We start from the raw sequence: 15619 nt of genomic DNA on the forward strand, positions 1-15619 counted from the left end.
CGCTCCTGTCAGTTTACGATTAACATCGTATCCGAAATCAATACAAATCGTTCGATTCCAAATTGGCGCCGTGTTTTCTGACTTTCCACTCGCCTTCGTCAAGCACCTTCAGGCCAATTAAATCGATAACCAGGTCGGTAATCGTCCCTTTAGATGGCTGCCTATAGGCCACCTTCACCGTACGGGTTCGCTTGCTGGCACAGCTGTAATCGGGGGCGCACAGAGGAAACATTCATCAACTAAATCAGAGAGTCGAGTAGTCCTTGGGTCACTCGCTGGGAGAGGCTGAAAATCCCCTTGAGAATCCAGAAGGTAGAGATGGTCTGGCCAGTGAAAACTGGCTACGTCCCCGTCGCCCGTGATGGTCGGGGTGGAACCAATTGTCCATTGCATCTGCATCAACCCAGAAGGCGAGGGAGCCACAGTGGATCAGAAACTTGATGTATTGAGACCAGTTGGTGATGGGGTGACGCGACTTGATGCAAACATGAAGGGAATGGTGATGATCACCACTCCCTCAGTTAGTTCAATTCAAACGCCGATTTGGGAAACAATCACACGTCAACCAAATATTCTGGATTTTCCTTGAGACAAGATGGTTTTACAGCATGTACCACTGCATGTACCACCAAAGCTTAACATGAAAAATTTAATCACTTAAAATCAATGGCTTAATAGCACAATTCAGACTCCCCCAGCCAAACGTTTGGAAAGGGCCACCTCGCAAGAGCTGGCCCTTTTTATATCCGGCATCCTGACACTTAGAAAAGATTCACGCCTACCAAGAAGGCAGGGAGATATCCAACCCAGGCACTGTAACGTCAACAAACTCGTCAATGCCCCGCCACAACCGAGCCTGCTCACGAACGGCCTGCTGATAGGCCCAAGTCACTATAGCGGTAGAACGTTCGGCATCAACCCCCACCAAAAGCCTGAGCTCGTCGGTGAGGAGTGTTCCGTGCGTCACAATATTCTGCTCATACCAAGCATCCCTGTGTTCTGGCGCTGCGAGGAAGTCTCGCTTGCTGCGATTGCAGTTAGCATGTGCCAGCACGAAGTTGTGACCCAGATCAAGAGGATAACGGCGCCAAGGGATGAAGTGATCCACCTCGCCAGCCCCCTGTATCGCCTTGCGGCAGTAAAAGCAGATTCCCCCCTGCAACTCTCTCAGTACTTTCCCAACCCGTCCCAGCTCCTGCCGGCGTGAACCAAAGAGAAAATCTTCCAGCCCCACACTGGGACCAATCAGCCCCTGATTCCCCTTTATGTCGCAGATAAGTTGCAACCAATGTTGTCGGGAGAGGGAAACCACCAGATCGTAAAAGCGATGAAGACAGTAGAGAATACCGGGGTTAAGGCAAATGTGATCCGCCCCCTTGTGATGAGGATAGAGGTGGCACACCTCCTGCCCTCCCAGGATCTGCAAACGCCATAACGGGCCTTCAATCAAGATACGCCGCACTCGGGCAATGAGAGGCCGCCAAGCAGAATGGCCCCGCAAAGCGGTCACCGAACTCACACCCTCTTCACGCAGCCGAGACAACTCTGTCAGCATGATTGCCTGACGTCCGCTGCTCTGCTTAAGCAAAGCAGCACTCTCTTCCGTTGCCGAGTAAGGTAGAGAGTGCTGCCAGTAAAGCTCAACAAACTTGGCTGCAAGCTCATCCAGCGTGATGGTACGGGCAGCTGCCAGTTCATGGCTATCGGCATTACGCCCGATGGCGATATCTGCAATTCCGTGAAGCAAGGCGCACTTGTAAGTAGCCACAAAGTCGCCTTCGGTGAAAATACGCTGCAGATAAGCGATGAAAGCAAGTTGTTGCTCAGGGGAGGCGTGCATGTGTTCCCCCCAGGATCAGGCTCTGCCAACTTAACTCACCACGAGCCATGACATCCTGTTGTAGGGCCGAGGCATGGAGGATCGTCAGCCCCTCCTTCCGTGCCAGACACTCAACTTCCTCGAGGCTCACCGGGAACATAGCCCGCTCCCGCGCCTCCTGCTCCGATACGGAGAAGCGAAGGCTCAACACCAGATAACCCTGTGGCGACAGCAGCTCACCAAGACGAGCCAAGGCCAGCGGGCGATCCGCCAAAGACAAATGCATCCAGACCGCACTGAGCAGGATCAGATCAAAAGGGCCGATTACATGAGAGAGTGCTGGCATGGAATCATTGACCCACGTCACCGCTAGCGTGCGAGTATGGTGTTGACCCAACGCACTGAAGGCGTGGCAAGGTTCGACCGCCACCACATGGTGGCCGGGGTTAAGGCCAGCCAAAAAGGCTGTATCCCGTCCACTGCCCGCCCCTACGTCAAGCAATCTGCGTGGGGCCACCACCAGCCAGGGTTCCAGCAATCTGAGCCAATCACCATGAACGGCACGGGCAGGGATCTGTTGATAGCGGGCCGCCAGTTCGTGGGCATGATACTGGTAGTAAGCAAGAGACACGATGCGTTCCAATCGGGAAAGGAATAAAAATAATCTCACAGGATCAGTGAGTTGGCTATTCCTTCATATACAGAAGGGAGCTCAATCCCCCTCCCCCGCCTGCTGGCAGGCCCAGTCGATGAAGGCTTGCGCCTTGGGGTTCTGGCAATTGGGCAGGGTGGCGATGTAGTAGCGCTGGGCACAGCGCACCGCCATGTCCGGGAAGGGGGCCACCAGCTCGCGCCGTGCCAGCCGCTTGCTCACCAGGTTCTGCCGTCCCATGGCGATCCCGGCGTGATTCATGGCGGCGATGATGGCAAGATCGGAGCGATCAAACCCCATGCTGGCCCTGCATGCCGAAAGCGACACGCCGGACTGCTCGGCCCAACTGGACCACTCGTCGCCGTCGGAGTCATGGCCCCAGGCTTGCCGATCATGGAGCAGGCGGCAGTGCGCCAGGTTGGCCGGGTTGCCGAGCAGCCCGTGCTGTTCGGCATACTCAGGGCTGCACACCGGCACCATGTACTCGTCCATCAGCGGATGGATGGCGAGCCGCGCAGGCGTCTTGTCGTCGAAATAGAGGGTGAGATCGATGCCGTAACCGTGCAGGTTGATGTTCTCGTTGCCGGTCATGATGTTGAGCTCGATCTGGGGATGCAGGCGGGAGAAATCCGCCAGCCGAGGCACCAGCCAGCACTGGGCGATGGAGGGGCGCGAGTAGACGGTCAGGATGCCCGACAGCTCCTGATGGCGGATCTCCAGGATCTCCTGGTTGATGAACTCCAGCGATGACTTGAGCGCCCAGAACACCCGCTGCCCGTCTGCCGTCAGCGCCACCTTGCGGTGAAAGCGCTGGAACAGCTTGAAGCCGAGATCCTCCTCCAGCGCGCTGATGCGGTGGCTCACCGCACTCGGGCTGAGCGCCAGCTCGTCGGCCGCCAGCGCAAAGGAGCCGTGTCTGGCTGCCGCCTCGAAGGTGTGCAGTCTGGCCAGCTGATAGCCGTTGAGCAGTTTGTTTCCCGCAACACTGCTTCTCGCCACATAGTTCTCTTCGCCGTACATATGCCTCCCCTTGCGAAACCGGCACCGATGATACCGAAAAAGCGGCCCGCTGCATCAGCTCACACCATGCAAAACCACCTTCACACCATAAATGTGATGAATGTGGCACCTTTGCATCAACCCAGATCATCCAAGCTGCCGATTTCATCATTTGTCAGGGAACCTGCATTTTCATTCAATAGCGCCAACATCATTCCCATGACAGAGGCACGCCATGAATTCAGAAATGTGGATCGTCGGAACCCTGCTGACCAGCATACTGCTGATCGTCGTCACCATAATGAAAGGCAAGGTCCACCCCTTCCTCGCCCTGCTGCTGGCGAGCTTCTATGTGGGCGCCCTGATGGGGATGAACCCGCTCAAGATGGTCAATGCCATGGAGGAAGGCATAGGCGGCACCCTGGGCTTTCTGGCCGCCGTCATCGGTCTTGGCACCATACTCGGCAAGATGATGGAGGTGTCGGGCGCCGCCGAGCGCATCGGCCTCGCCCTGCAGCAGTGCCGCTGGCTGTCACCCCAGGTGACCATGGTGCTGGTCGGTCTGGTGTGCGGTATCACCCTGTTTGTGGAGGTGGGTGTGGTGCTGCTCATTCCGCTGGCCTTCTCCATCGCCCGCAAGACCAACACTTCGCTGTTGACCCTGGCCATTCCGCTCTGTACCGCCCTGATGGCCGTGCACTGCATAGTGCCGCCCCACCCCGCCGCTCTCTATGTCACCAACCAGCTGGGTGCCGATGTGGGATCCGTCATCGTCTATGGCCTCGCCGTCGGGCTGTTTGCCTCGCTGGTGGGTGGCCCACTGTTTCTGAAGCTGCTGGGCAAGCGGGTACCGTTCAAGGAGGTGCCTGCCGCCTTTGCCGACATCCAGGCCCGCAACGAGGACGAGCTGCCGACCTTGAGCGCCTCGCTCTTTACCGTGCTGCTGCCCATTCTGCTGATGCTGGTCAAGACGGTGGCCGAGCTCAACATGGATCACGCCAGCCACCTCTATACCCTGCTGGAGTTTATCGGCAACCCCATCACCGCCATGTTCATCGCCGCCTTCACCGCCTACTACGTGCTGGGGATCCGCCGGCGCATGCAGATGGAAGGGCTGCTGGACCAGACCGAGCAGTGTTTCTCCTCCATCGCCAACATACTGCTGATCATCGGTGCCGGCGGCGCCTTCAACGGGGTACTCAAGGCCAGTGGCCTTGGGGACGGCCTGGCCACCATTCTCTCCCAGCTCGACATGCATCCCATCCTGCTGGCCTGGCTGGTGGCCATCGTGCTGCACGCCGCCGTGGGCTCCGCCACCGTCGCCATGATGGGGGCTACCGCCATCATCTCCCCCATCATGGTGCACTACCCGAACATCAGCCCGGAGATCATGACGCTCGCCATCGGCTCCGGTGCCATTGGCTGCACCATGGTGACCGACTCCCTGTTCTGGCTGGTCAAGCAGTATTGCGGCGCCACCCTGAACGAAACGCTCAAGTACTACACTACCGCCACCTTTGTCGCCTCCCTGATGGCGCTGGCCGGCACTTTCCTGCTCTCCTGTATCGTGTAACGAGGCCGAGAACACCATGAAAAACATCGATGTATCACAACTCACCCAGCAGTTTCCGCTGCTGCAATCCCTGATCGCGCTGGAACCGGTCAGCTGGTTCAACCCCAAGGCCACCACCCTGGTGGAAGGTCTTCCCTATGTGGGGCTCGATGGCAGCGATGTGGCGGATGCCTCCGCCCGCCTGACCCGCTTCGCCCCCTACCTGTGCGAAGCCTTCCCCGAGACCCGTGCCAGCAAGGGCATTCTGGAGTCCGAGATCGCAACCATTCCCGCGATGCAGGCCACTCTCAACCAGCGTTACGGCCTTGAGGTCAGCGGTCGATTGCTGCTGAAAAAAGACAGCCATCTGCCCATCTCCGGCTCCATCAAGGCGCGCGGCGGCATCTACGAGGTGCTGGCCCACGCCGAGCAGCTGGCGATCAAGGCCGGTCTGCTCTGCGAAGAGGACGACTATCGCAAGCTGTTCACAGACGAGTTCCGCCACTTCTTCAGCCAGTACAGCATCGCGGTGGGCTCCACCGGCAACCTCGGCATGTCCATCGGCATCATGAGCGCCCGCCTCGGCTTTCGCGTCACCGTCCACATGTCGGCCGATGCGCGGGAGTGGAAGAAGCGCAAATTGCGCGAACATGGCGCCATCGTGGTGGAATACGCCGAGGATTACGGGGTGGCGGTGGAGCAGGGACGCAAGGAGGCCGAGCGCGATCCCGCCTGCTTCTTCATCGACGACGAGAACTCCCGCACCCTGTTCCTCGGCTACGCGGTGGCCGGTGAGCGGGTGAAAAAGCAGTTTGATGACATGGGGATTGTGGTGGACGCCGACCATCCGCTGTTTGTCTACCTGCCTTGCGGCGTCGGTGGCGGCCCCGGCGGGGTGGCCTTTGGCCTCAAGCTCGCCTTCGGTGACAACGTTCATTGCCTGTTCGCCGAGCCGACCCACTCCCCCTGCATGCTGCTCGGGGTGCACACCGGCTTGCACGATGCCATTGCGGTGCAAGACCTTGGCATCGACAACCTCACTGCGGCCGACGGCCTCGCCGTGGGGCGCGCCTCCGGTTTTGTCGGCCGCGCCATGGAGCGGCTGCTGGCAGGTTTCTACACCCTGAGCGATCAGGAGATGTACGACCTGCTGGGACTCTTGGCCCGCGCTGAGCAGATAAAGCTCGAACCTTCTGCGCTGGCCGGCATGGCAGGTCCGTGGCGCGTAGCGGCCAACCTTGCGTGGCAGGCCGGTCAGGGGCTGGATGCAGCAAAAATGGCTCGGGCCACCCACCTGGTGTGGGCCACCGGTGGCGGCATGGTGCCTGCCGAGGAGATGGAAAAGTACCTGGCCAGCGCCCGCCGCTGATCTTTTTTTCAGCCATAAAACCCGCCAGACTGGCGGGTTTTTCTCGTGTGGGATCAGCAAGATGGCGCCCCTTCTCACCATCCCACACATCAGACGGCCAGACAGCTGGACACCTTGAATTGCCGACAATCCCCCCAAGCTGGTTATTTTGTGATACGATAGTGGCCGTTTTTTGACATCTGCACCCACGTTGGCGCCCTGATCCGGCGAGATCGCGACCCAATCCGTTGATCACAACCATCACGGGCATGCAGAAAAACCGTGGCCTGATGGCCCCGTCCGGCACAAAGCCTGGCGGCGGTCAGCAAGACACACGAGATAAGGAGATCGGGCAATGAAACAATATCAAAGCTGGCTGGGACAATATCTGATGAGTCGCCGCGATGGGGATCACGCCATGGCATCCGAACTCGCCAGCTCCATCTGCGAGTTCTGGCAGGCCCAGGGAGACGAGGCCGAATTCAGCAAATGGCAGCAGATCTACCAGCAGCACGTGGAAAAGACCACCTGACCCATTGGGTGCCCCCATCGGCACTCGCCCATCACCCATAAAAAAACCGGCGCTCATGGCGCCGGTTTTGCATTTCAGTGACCCAGATCACATCTGGTCGACCATGTCCTGGGCGAACTGGGAGCAGGAGCGCAAGGTGGCGCCTTCCATCAGACGCTCGAAGTCATAGGTGACGGTCTTGTTGCGGATCGCCGCTTCCATCCCCTTGATGATGAGGTCGGCCGCCTCAACCCAGCCCATGTGGCGCAGCATCATCTCGGCAGAGAGGATGAGGGAGCCCGGGTTGACCTTGTCCTGACCGGCGTATTTCGGCGCGGTGCCGTGGGTTGCTTCGAACAGGGCCACGCCGTCGCCGATGTTGGCACCCGGCGCGATGCCGATGCCGCCCACCTGGGCCGCCAGCGCGTCGGAGATGTAGTCGCCGTTCAAGTTCATGCAGGCGATGACGTCATACTCGGCCGGGCGCAGCAGGATCTGTTGCAGGAAGGCGTCGGCGATGACGTCCTTGACCACGATGGTCTTGCCGGTTTTCGGGTTCTTGAAGGAGCACCAGGGGCCGCCGTCGATGAGCTGGGCATCGTACTCTTTCTGGGCCAGGGCATAGCCCCAATCCTTGAAGGCACCTTCGGTGAACTTCATGATGTTGCCCTTGTGCACCAGGGTCACCGAGTCGCGATCGTTGTCGATGGCATACTCGATGGCGGCACGGACCAGACGCTCGGTACCGGCCTTGGACATGGGCTTGATGCCGATGCCGCAAGTCTCGGGGAAGCGAATTTTCTTCACGCCCATCTCGTTTTGCAGGAAGGCGATCACCTTCTTGGCTTCGTCGCTGTCTGCTTTCCACTCGATGCCAGCGTAGATGTCTTCGGCGTTCTCGCGGAAGATCACCATGTCGGTCAGATCAGGACGCTTGACCGGGCTCGGGGTGCCCTCGTAGTAACGGACCGGACGCAGGCAGATGTAGAGATCCAGCTCCTGGCGCAGGGCCACGTTGAGGGAGCGAATACCGCCGCCGACCGGGGTGGTCAGCGGGCCCTTGATGGCCACGCAGTATTCACGAATGAAATCCAGGGTTTCGGCCGGCAGCCAGGCACCTTCGCCATAGACATGAGTCGACTTCTCGCCGGTGTAGATCTCCATCCAGGCGATCTTGCGCTCGCCTTTGTAGGCTTTCTCGACCGCGGCATTCACCACATTCAACATGGCCGGGGTCACGTCCACACCGATGCCATCCCCTTCGATAAACGGAATGATCGGATGGTTGGGAACCTGCAGCTTGCCGTTGGCATCGACTGTGATTTTCTGGCCCTGGGTCGGGATAACTACTTTGCTTTCCATCGGCATCTCCTAACTTCCGTTTGTTATCAATCTGTAAGTTGCGCGCGGCCATCTTAAGCCCATCCATTTGCAGAATCAAATGGCGAGCACGCATGTCAGACCATAGTCGCGCACTGGATCACAATGCGTCCCTTCTGCCTGCTCCGGATCCGAAGCAGCCCCGCCGGCGCCTGACTCGGACAGGCTCCAGCAGCATCCCTGCTTATCCCGCCAGCCCCTCGGCCTGCCCCTGCGGCTGGCTGAGTGCCCGGTACTGGGAGGGGGTCAGCCCGGTCTTCTGCTTGAACACCCGGCAAAAATAGTTCACATCGCTGTAACCACAGCGGCTGGCCACCTCTTCGAGGCGAAAGCGGTATTTCTTGAGCATGAACTTGGCCCTATCGATGCGCACCCAGCTGATGTAATCGGCCAGGCGCATGTGCCCCTGCTCGCGAAACAGGTGCGACAGGTGGCTGGCCGAGACGTTGAAGCGATGGGCGATCGAATCCCGGCTGATGGGGCGGTGAAAGTTCTCCTGGATATAGATGCAGATCCCGTGAAACAGCTCGGCCCCCCGCGGCCGCTCGAAGGTGGACTCGGCCAGCAGCTGGCGCACGCTGGTGAGCAGCGCCTGCAGCAGGTGATTGTCGGTGGGGGAGCGCGCGGGATCCTCGGTCAGCACGTTGAGCGCCGCCAGTATGTGTTCGTTCACATGGCCGGCCCGGGCCATGATGCTGTGCTTTTGTACGTCAAAGAAATCGGGGTCTTCCTGCCGCTTGCTCACCAGACTGAAGCCGAGCTGGCGCTTGCCGAACAGCAGGCTCAGCACCGAGCAGTCGGTGGTCCAGAGCGGCTTGTTCCAGCCGTTGGGGGGGATGTAGAGCGCCTGCCCCGGGGCGATGCAGATCTCCTGGCAGCCCTGCTCCCTGTCCCAGATCTGGTTGCAATACTCACCGCTGAACACCAGCTCGAGGCGGGGAAAGTTGACCTGATAGCTGAAACCGGGCGGTACCCCCTGATCCTGGGCAAACCAGATCTGGTCAAAGGGGGCCTGCTCGTGGAGGGCGCCATCGAGCAACTGGCTGAAGACAAGAGACATGCTGATCCTGATCAAGAGAGAGGCAAGCGGTTGCGGTGCCCGCGACCGCCCATGTTATAGTCCGGTCCACGGCAGCAATGCCACCCTTTTCTGCACCCGATTTTCTGCACACCAAATGAGGCATCCCTTATGAGCAGTCGCGATCTGCCCTCTTTTTTGTCAATGCAAAATCCGATTCAAGGCTACGACTGGGGCAGCCATGACGCCCTCACCACCCTGTTCGGCATCCCCAATCCGGCGGGCAAGCCCCAGGCCGAACTGTGGATGGGTGCCCACCCCAATGGCTGCTCCGAGGTAGTGCTGGCCGGGCAGGCGCAAAAGCTCTCGACCCTGATAGAGAACGCCCCCGCCGCCGTGCTGGGCGAGGCCACCCAGGCCCGTTTCGGCAGCCTGCCGTTCCTGTTCAAGGTGCTGTGCGCCGAGAAGGCCCTCTCCATTCAGGTGCACCCGAGCAAGGCGCAGGCCGAAGCGGGCTTTGCCAAGGAAGAGGCCGCTGGCATCTCGCCCAAGGCCACCAATCGCAATTACAAGGATCCCAACCACAAGCCCGAGCTGGTGTTTGCCCTCACCCCCTATCAGGCGATGAACGGCTTTCGCGCCATCCCGGCCATCCTGGCGCTGTTCGAGCGGGTCAAGCTGCCCGCCCTTGCCGAGCTGGTTGCCACCCTCGCCGCCAGCCAGAATGAAGCGGGCCTGCAGCACTTCTTCCACCAGTTGCTGGTGCTGGAAGGGGTGCGCAAGGAGGAGGCACTGGCGGGCCTGCTGGCCTATGCAGGCCAGCATCAGGATGAAGAGACCTTTGCGCTGATCACCAGCCTGGCCGCCCAGTATCCGGGGGATGTGGGGCTCTTCTCGCCGCTCTTGCTCAACGTGGTAACCCTGCAGCCCGGTCAGGCGATGTATCTGGACGCCTGCACCCCGCACGCCTATGTGCGCGGCACTGGCCTTGAGATCATGGCCAACTCCGACAACGTGCTGCGTGCCGGGCTCACTCCCAAGTACATAGACGTGGCCGAGCTGCTGGATTGCACCCGCTGCTTGCCCAAGCCGGACGACCAGATCCTGCTGGCCCCCCGCATGGAAGGGGCGGTGCAGCACTTCGAGGTGCCGGTGCCGGACTTCACCTTCAGCGTCTACCCGGCGGGCGAGCACCAGCTCACCACCGCCAGCGCCGAGATCCTGTTTGCCATCGACGAGGCCGTGATCCTCAAGCGCGGTGACGACACTCTGCGCCTCGAGAAGGGGCAGTCCGCCTTCATCCCGGCCGCCACCGGCCGCTACCAGCTGCTGGCCGAGGGCCGGGTCGCCCGCGCCGGCAACCGCAGCTAAACCGGTCTGCATCGACCCACGACCACAAGGGCCATCCAGGATGGCCCTTGTTTTTTGGCGGTCTCAGCCCCCGCGCTCCTTTGCCCTTTGCCGACAAATTTCTTGATGTGCGGCATAAATTCATCAGATCCTGCTGTCGTCCTCTGCCGGGTTGGCTATCATGCCCGTCTGGCTATCACTGCGCCTTGACCCTCGCCGGAGCCACCACAGTCACCCGGCACCAGTTCAGGAAGAACATCATGAAAGGCTACTGCGGACTATCCGTTTTACTGCTGGCGCTGCTGGGCAGCCCGGTGCATGCCGCCTGTGACAAGGGGGTGGCGCTCAGGCTGGCCAAGGCGTTCTGGAACGAGCACAAGGATTTCTATTACGCCGACCCGGCGCCGCTCAAGGCGCTGCTCACCCCCGACTTCTTCGCCGTGCTGAGCAGCGAGGCCGCCTGCAACGCCGACGGCGAGGTGTGCGCCATCGATGCCGATCCCTGGATCAACGCCCAGGATGGCGAGGTCAGCGAACCCGTCAGCTTCACCCTGGCCAACGAGCAAGAGCAAGGGGTAACGGTCAGGATGCAGTATCTGTTCGCCCTCTCCGACACCCAGAAAGAGCCGCAGACGGTCAACCTCCACTTTCAAAAGAGCGGCGACAACCGCTGCTACCTGATGGATGACTTCATCCCCCCCGGCGACGGCTCGCTCAAGCAGCGCCTGCGCCAGTGGCAGAGTCACAACGCCATCGAACCGCAATAAAAAACCCCCGCCGTGCTGGCGGGGGTTTTGCATTCTGCCGGGCCGCGTGCGCCTCAGCGCCGGGCTGGCCACGGGGTCACTCCTCCACGGCCTCCGGCTGAGGCTCTTCAGCGCGGATCTGCTGCAGCTCTTCGATCCTGGCCTGCCATTTGTCGTGGGCCTGTTTGCGCTCCTGTTGCTTGAACTCTTCGCGCATGGTGTCGATCTCTTGGACCAGTTTTTCCATCGGGATGTCTCCTTACATCTGGGTGAACATGACAAGTAAAACGGGTTGACGGCACACTCCGCATCAAGGGCGTTGGCCTGTCGGTTCATCAGGTTTGACTTCCGGTTTGCCAAAACTGTCCAACTAAATAAACGATTGGATATGCAAAAAGCAATCTAAAAAATGATTAAACGTCTCCCGGCAGGCCATCAAAATGAGGTCAAAACCGCCTCTTTCCACTCTGACCAAGAAAATACAACATATTAATTATCAAATAGTTAAATGCACATCACTGCAAATTCGCACACCCTTTTCAATCGGCCAATTATGCACTGATTTTTCATCCCCCCTTCTTGCGTTTCCTGCCACCCCGCCACCACGAGCATCCCCCAAAGCCAGGCCGCCGCTTTTGCCGACCGGCTCACAATTTTTCCGCCAGCTAGAGCGCACAAATCTCCATCCCGTCGCCTGCCGACAGCATTCAGGCTCACCACTTATTGGTCATCAGTCGTACGCAGATTAAAAATAACCTTCTGTTTTAAAATGTATTTCTATAAAAACGAGATCATTCATTCAGGCAGGACAAAATGCGAGCAGGGTCACAGGCAGGTACCATAGACACAAAAATCCAGTAAAGGGCACATATCTCCGATTTCGGCCAAGCCCTCTGGGAGAAACAATAGGCAGGTCAACCCGTTGCACCACCGTTTTCAACAGGACCACTTCCATTCGGACGGCACCAGCCAGGAGAGAACCATGCTCACCACCCTGATAGATGAAGGATTGATCTGCCTCGATCTTGCGGCCCGCGACAAGCAGGCGCTGTTTGTCGAACTGGCCGCCAGGCTCAAGGCCAGCGGCAAGATAGCCAGTCAGGAGCAGTTTGTTCGCGACCTCTGGGCGCGAGAGGAGCTGGACAACACCGGCTTCGAGCAGGGGGTCGCCCTGCCCCACGCCAAGAGCGAGGCGGTGCGAGAGCCTGCCATCGTGGTCGGTATCAGCCGCCAGGGCATCGACTACGGCGCCGAAGATGGCGAGCCTTCCAGGCTGTTCTTCATGATTGCCTCCCCGGCGGGCGGCGCCAACCACCATATCGAGGTGCTGGCCGAGCTCTCCACCAAGCTGCTGGAACCCGGTTTCATCGCCAACATGCAGGCGGCCACCAGCCGCGCCGAAGTACTCGCCTTGCTGGCCGCACCAGGGCCATCCGCTGCCCCAGCCTCCCCCACCCGGGTGCAACCCGCCCAGCCGGCGGAGCCGCAGGAGCGCGGCATCAAGGCCCAGCTCAACACTCTCAAGCAGCATTTGCTGTTCGGTACCTCCCACATGATCCCCTTTATCGTCGCGGGGGGCGTCTTGCTGTCGCTGTCGGTGATGATCAGCGGCAAGGGCGCCGTGCCCGAGGCGGGCGTGCTCAAGGACATGGCCGACATGGGGATTGCCGGGCTCACCCTGTTTACCGCCGTGCTGGGCGGCTACATCGCCTACTCCATGGCGGACAAACCGGGCCTGGCCCCCGGCATGATCGGCTCCTGGATTGCAGTGCAGCAGTTTCATACCGGTTTTCTCGGCGCCATCCTGGTGGGCTTTATCGCCGGCCTCATCGTCAACCAGCTCAAACGCATCAAGCTGCCGGATTCCATGAGTTCGCTCGGCTCCATCTTCATCTATCCGCTCATCGGCACCTTCCTGGTGTGCGGCATCGTGATGTGGGTGATCGGCGCCCCCATCGCGGCCATGATGGAGGGGATGAACCACTGGCTCTCCGGCATGGCGGGCTCAGGCAAGGTGATGCTGGGGGCCATCCTCGGTGGCATGACCGCCTTTGACATGGGCGGCCCCATCAACAAGGTGGCCACCCTGTTCGCCCAGACCCAGGTCAACACCCAGCCCTGGCTGATGGGCGGGGTTGGCATCGCCATCTGCGTGCCGCCGCTCGGCATGGCGCTGGCCACCCTGCTCTCGCCCAAGCGCTACAAGAAAGAGGAGCGTGAAGCGGGCAAGGCAGCCGCCATCATGGGCATGATCGGCATCAGCGAGGGGGCCATTCCGTTTGCCGCCGCCGACCCGGTGCGCGTCATCCCGGCCATCGTCGCAGGCGGTATCGTCGGCAACATCACCGGTTTCATGATGCACAGCATCAACCACGCCCCATGGGGCGGCTGGATCGTGCTGCCGGTGGTGGAGGGCAAGATGGGCTATATCCTCGGCACCCTGCTCGGCGCCCTCACCACGGCCCTTATCGTCAACCTGCTGAAAAAGCCGGTCAGCGACACCGAAGAGAGCAACGAGCGCCTGGAGGAGTACCAGATCATCGAGGCGGAAGGGGAAGCCGAGGTGCTGGCCATCACCGCCTGCCCCTCCGGCGTGGCCCACACCTTCCTGGCCGCCAAGAGCCTGCAAAAAGCGGCCGCCAAGGCCGGCATCAAGCTCAAAGTGGAAACCCAGGGCGCCAACGGCATCATCAACCGCATCAGCGCCAAGGACGTGGCCAACGCCCGCTGCGTGATCTTTGCCCACGATGTGGCCATCAAGAACAAGGAGCGCTTCGCCAATATCGAGGTCATCGACGTCAAGACCCGGGAGGCCATCCACAACCCGGAAGGGCTGCTGGCCCGCACCTAGCCAGGGCGCCAGGTGGCCTGACAACAGCAGTTGAGAGATATATGACAAAAGGGGCCCTGGGCCCCTTCTTTTATCCCGCTATCAGGCAGCAGCCCCCCCCCTTCGTCAGCCGCCCGAACGGGGATAGCGCCCTCCCCCTCAGGATCGATAAGATAGGAGCCATATTGTGCCTTCGCCTGCCAGCCGGCCTGGCGACCGCACCTGGATGGAGCCTTGCAAAACATGGAATTGACGGACGTACTGCTCACCCTGGCGGGTCTGGTGACCGCCGGCATCATTCTCAAGAATCGCGCGGTGACCCAACCGGACTGGGACAAACTACCTACCCTGCCCGAGTATCTCGCCCGCCATCCCGAATGCGCCACCGACGACAGTGAAAACGCCAGTTGCTGTGCCTGCGGTTCGCACAAGGTGCTGTTTCAGCCGCTGACCGGCGCCGGCGATTACCGTTTGCGCCACACCTGCCTGGCCTGCGGCAAGGTGCTGTTTCGCAGCCGCGCCATTCTCTGACAGGATGCCACCGCCATGCCATTACTGTACGCCTCCTCCTTGACGGCTTAACCTTCATCACAACCAAGCCCAAACAGCACGAAGGGATTTGATGACACCAAATCTGGATCTGAACACCCTGCGCAGACGCTGGCTTAAAAAACATTTGCAAGAACTGCGGGCAGCAAAAAATGAGGAAGAAGAGAAAGGAGGCATACTGGGATTCGTCGGTATTCTATGCGCTCTTATCCCCTTAATGACGGCGGCTGTGTACTTTGTAGGAATGCGTTATTACCACGGTTATCTGGGACAATTCGGGTTGGAGTATACCGAGTTCTCTCAACCCGCAGATGTCACTCTCTTCCACGGATTCGTTCTACTACTCAAGCTGTTTTTACCTTACGTACTTCCTCTGGTTATGACCGTGGGGATACTGTTCGTCATACTCTCAGCCCTATTTTTCAAGGTTAAGTGGCGACTAACGCTTTCCTGGTGGGCGATCCGTTTTTTTGCTCTACAACCGATCGTGCTGAAGGGAGTGAAAATTGCTCACAACTATCCAGCACCTTTTACTTTTAATTGCCTGACTTGGTTAAAAGGCGCCTATCTAAAATTTGCACTTTTTATTCTTCCCCTCCTGCTGGTTGTTTGGGCATCCGAATACACTAAACCAATGGGAGAAAAGGAGGCCAATCTCCAAATCACCCGCCTCCAGCAAAACAAGTGGCCGCAGACAGAGGCCCATAGTCAGTGGCTTATGCTCGGGGATGAGCCCCATATCCGCATCGCCTGCAACGCTTCCCACTGCGCCTATCGCCTCAAGGGGGGTGATACCCTGATCCTGCGCTTTGATCAGATAGAAGAGACCCGCTATCGGCCTGACAAGGCCGCCTCGAAATAGCAA

At 59.6% G+C, this 15619-nt stretch carries 15 protein-coding genes and 1 pseudogene; 9 read left to right on the top strand and 7 right to left on the bottom strand.

Annotated elements, in window-relative coordinates:
- Window positions 1-64 precede the first annotated feature (64 nt).
- Window positions 65-481, bottom strand: a pseudogene (locus PG900_RS06980) (transposase); the annotation flags it as partial.
- On the opposite strand from PG900_RS06980, the gene PG900_RS06985 reads away from it, so the two are divergent.
- The gene (locus tag PG900_RS06985) at window positions 425-589 is read left to right on the top strand and encodes a hypothetical protein (RefSeq protein ID WP_270801832.1); all 165 of its coding nucleotides are present in this window, start codon (window positions 425-427) and stop codon (window positions 587-589) included. The pseudogene PG900_RS06980 and the gene PG900_RS06985 overlap by 57 nt on opposite strands.
- Before the next feature lie 189 nt (window positions 590-778).
- Here PG900_RS06985 and PG900_RS06990 read toward each other — a convergent pair whose 3' ends face one another.
- From PG900_RS06990 to dsdC, 3 genes are read right to left on the bottom strand one after another with little or no spacing between them, the layout of a single operon-like run.
- Window positions 779-1840: an HNH endonuclease gene (locus tag PG900_RS06990; protein WP_270831155.1), complete on the bottom strand. Its 1062-nt coding sequence runs from the start codon at window positions 1838-1840 to the stop codon at window positions 779-781.
- The gene (locus tag PG900_RS06995) at window positions 1824-2489 is read right to left on the bottom strand and encodes a class I SAM-dependent methyltransferase (protein ID WP_077097107.1); all 666 of its coding nucleotides are present in this window, start codon (window positions 2487-2489) and stop codon (window positions 1824-1826) included. Before PG900_RS06995 ends, PG900_RS06990 begins: the two co-directional genes overlap by 17 nt.
- Before the next feature lie 42 nt (window positions 2490-2531).
- A complete protein-coding gene (gene dsdC, locus PG900_RS07000; RefSeq protein ID WP_270831156.1) occupies window positions 2532-3491 on the bottom strand; it encodes a DNA-binding transcriptional regulator DsdC in 960 nt (319 codons plus the stop codon).
- Window positions 3492-3705: 214 nt separating this feature from the next.
- Between dsdC and dsdX the strand changes: the two genes are divergently transcribed.
- The 3 genes from dsdX to PG900_RS07015 all read left to right on the top strand — a co-directional run bounded on the left by dsdX (window position 3706) and on the right by PG900_RS07015 (window position 6902).
- Window positions 3706-5043 (top strand): D-serine transporter DsdX, encoded by a 1338-nt coding sequence (gene dsdX, locus PG900_RS07005; RefSeq protein WP_270831157.1) that lies wholly within the window; start codon window positions 3706-3708, stop codon window positions 5041-5043.
- A gap of 16 nt (window positions 5044-5059) precedes the next feature.
- A complete protein-coding gene (locus PG900_RS07010; RefSeq protein ID WP_270831158.1) occupies window positions 5060-6391 on the top strand; it encodes a D-serine ammonia-lyase in 1332 nt (443 codons plus the stop codon).
- A gap of 334 nt (window positions 6392-6725) precedes the next feature.
- The gene (locus PG900_RS07015; RefSeq protein ID WP_011705338.1) at window positions 6726-6902 is read left to right on the top strand and encodes a hypothetical protein; all 177 of its coding nucleotides are present in this window, start codon (window positions 6726-6728) and stop codon (window positions 6900-6902) included.
- Between the two features lie 87 nt (window positions 6903-6989).
- On the opposite strand, the gene icd is transcribed toward PG900_RS07015, so the two are convergent.
- On the bottom strand, window positions 6990-8243 hold the full coding sequence (icd, locus tag PG900_RS07020) for an NADP-dependent isocitrate dehydrogenase (protein ID WP_017786499.1): 1254 nt from the start codon (window positions 8241-8243) through the stop codon (window positions 6990-6992).
- A 202-nt stretch (window positions 8244-8445) separates the two neighbouring features.
- Complete coding sequence (locus PG900_RS07025) at window positions 8446-9321, bottom strand: helix-turn-helix transcriptional regulator (protein ID WP_270831159.1); 876 nt, start codon at window positions 9319-9321, stop codon at window positions 8446-8448.
- A gap of 129 nt (window positions 9322-9450) precedes the next feature.
- On the opposite strand from PG900_RS07025, the gene manA reads away from it, so the two are divergent.
- Both manA and PG900_RS07035 read left to right on the top strand, forming a co-directional pair.
- The gene (manA, locus tag PG900_RS07030; protein ID WP_270831160.1) at window positions 9451-10650 is read left to right on the top strand and encodes a mannose-6-phosphate isomerase, class I; all 1200 of its coding nucleotides are present in this window, start codon (window positions 9451-9453) and stop codon (window positions 10648-10650) included.
- A 239-nt stretch (window positions 10651-10889) separates the two neighbouring features.
- Window positions 10890-11396: a hypothetical protein gene (locus PG900_RS07035; protein WP_139706726.1), complete on the top strand. Its 507-nt coding sequence runs from the start codon at window positions 10890-10892 to the stop codon at window positions 11394-11396.
- A gap of 76 nt (window positions 11397-11472) precedes the next feature.
- On the opposite strand, the gene PG900_RS07040 is transcribed toward PG900_RS07035, so the two are convergent.
- Window positions 11473-11622 carry a hypothetical protein gene (locus PG900_RS07040; protein ID WP_270831161.1) on the bottom strand — a complete coding sequence of 50 codons (150 nt, stop codon included), beginning with the start codon at window positions 11620-11622 and terminating at the stop codon, window positions 11473-11475.
- A 735-nt stretch (window positions 11623-12357) separates the two neighbouring features.
- Here PG900_RS07040 and PG900_RS07045 point away from each other — a divergent pair.
- The 3 genes from PG900_RS07045 (at window position 12358) to PG900_RS07055 (ending at window position 15616) form a co-directional block, all read left to right on the top strand.
- The gene (locus tag PG900_RS07045) at window positions 12358-14226 is read left to right on the top strand and encodes a PTS fructose transporter subunit EIIC (RefSeq protein WP_270831162.1); all 1869 of its coding nucleotides are present in this window, start codon (window positions 12358-12360) and stop codon (window positions 14224-14226) included.
- Between the two features lie 222 nt (window positions 14227-14448).
- A complete protein-coding gene (locus PG900_RS07050; protein WP_041217730.1) occupies window positions 14449-14736 on the top strand; it encodes a hypothetical protein in 288 nt (95 codons plus the stop codon).
- A 91-nt stretch (window positions 14737-14827) separates the two neighbouring features.
- The gene (locus tag PG900_RS07055; RefSeq protein WP_270801855.1) at window positions 14828-15616 is read left to right on the top strand and encodes a hypothetical protein; all 789 of its coding nucleotides are present in this window, start codon (window positions 14828-14830) and stop codon (window positions 15614-15616) included.
- Window positions 15617-15619: the final 3 nt, after the last annotated feature.

Source organism: Aeromonas sp. QDB03 (assembly GCF_027707985.1).
Classification (GTDB): Bacteria; Pseudomonadota; Gammaproteobacteria; order Enterobacterales; family Aeromonadaceae; genus Aeromonas; species Aeromonas hydrophila.

What these genes read in the sequence shown, in the direction of transcription:
- PG900_RS06990 (WP_270831155.1), bottom strand. Translation starts at nt 1,840, where the DNA reads ATGCACGCCTCCCCTGAGCAACAACTTGCTTTCATCGCTTATCTGCAG.
- dsdC (WP_270831156.1), bottom strand. Translation starts at nt 3,491, where the DNA reads ATGTACGGCGAAGAGAACTATGTGGCGAGAAGCAGTGTTGCGGGAAAC.
- dsdX (WP_270831157.1), top strand. Translation starts at nt 3,706, where the DNA reads ATGAATTCAGAAATGTGGATCGTCGGAACCCTGCTGACCAGCATACTG.
- PG900_RS07010 (WP_270831158.1), top strand. Translation starts at nt 5,060, where the DNA reads ATGAAAAACATCGATGTATCACAACTCACCCAGCAGTTTCCGCTGCTG.
- PG900_RS07015 (WP_011705338.1), top strand. Translation starts at nt 6,726, where the DNA reads ATGAAACAATATCAAAGCTGGCTGGGACAATATCTGATGAGTCGCCGC.
- icd (WP_017786499.1), bottom strand. Translation starts at nt 8,243, where the DNA reads ATGGAAAGCAAAGTAGTTATCCCGACCCAGGGCCAGAAAATCACAGTC.
- PG900_RS07025 (WP_270831159.1), bottom strand. Translation starts at nt 9,321, where the DNA reads ATGTCTCTTGTCTTCAGCCAGTTGCTCGATGGCGCCCTCCACGAGCAG.
- manA (WP_270831160.1), top strand. Translation starts at nt 9,451, where the DNA reads ATGAGCAGTCGCGATCTGCCCTCTTTTTTGTCAATGCAAAATCCGATT.
- PG900_RS07035 (WP_139706726.1), top strand. Translation starts at nt 10,890, where the DNA reads ATGAAAGGCTACTGCGGACTATCCGTTTTACTGCTGGCGCTGCTGGGC.
- PG900_RS07040 (WP_270831161.1), bottom strand. Translation starts at nt 11,622, where the DNA reads ATGGAAAAACTGGTCCAAGAGATCGACACCATGCGCGAAGAGTTCAAG.
- PG900_RS07045 (WP_270831162.1), top strand. Translation starts at nt 12,358, where the DNA reads ATGCTCACCACCCTGATAGATGAAGGATTGATCTGCCTCGATCTTGCG.
- PG900_RS07050 (WP_041217730.1), top strand. Translation starts at nt 14,449, where the DNA reads ATGGAATTGACGGACGTACTGCTCACCCTGGCGGGTCTGGTGACCGCC.
- PG900_RS07055 (WP_270801855.1), top strand. Translation starts at nt 14,828, where the DNA reads ATGACACCAAATCTGGATCTGAACACCCTGCGCAGACGCTGGCTTAAA.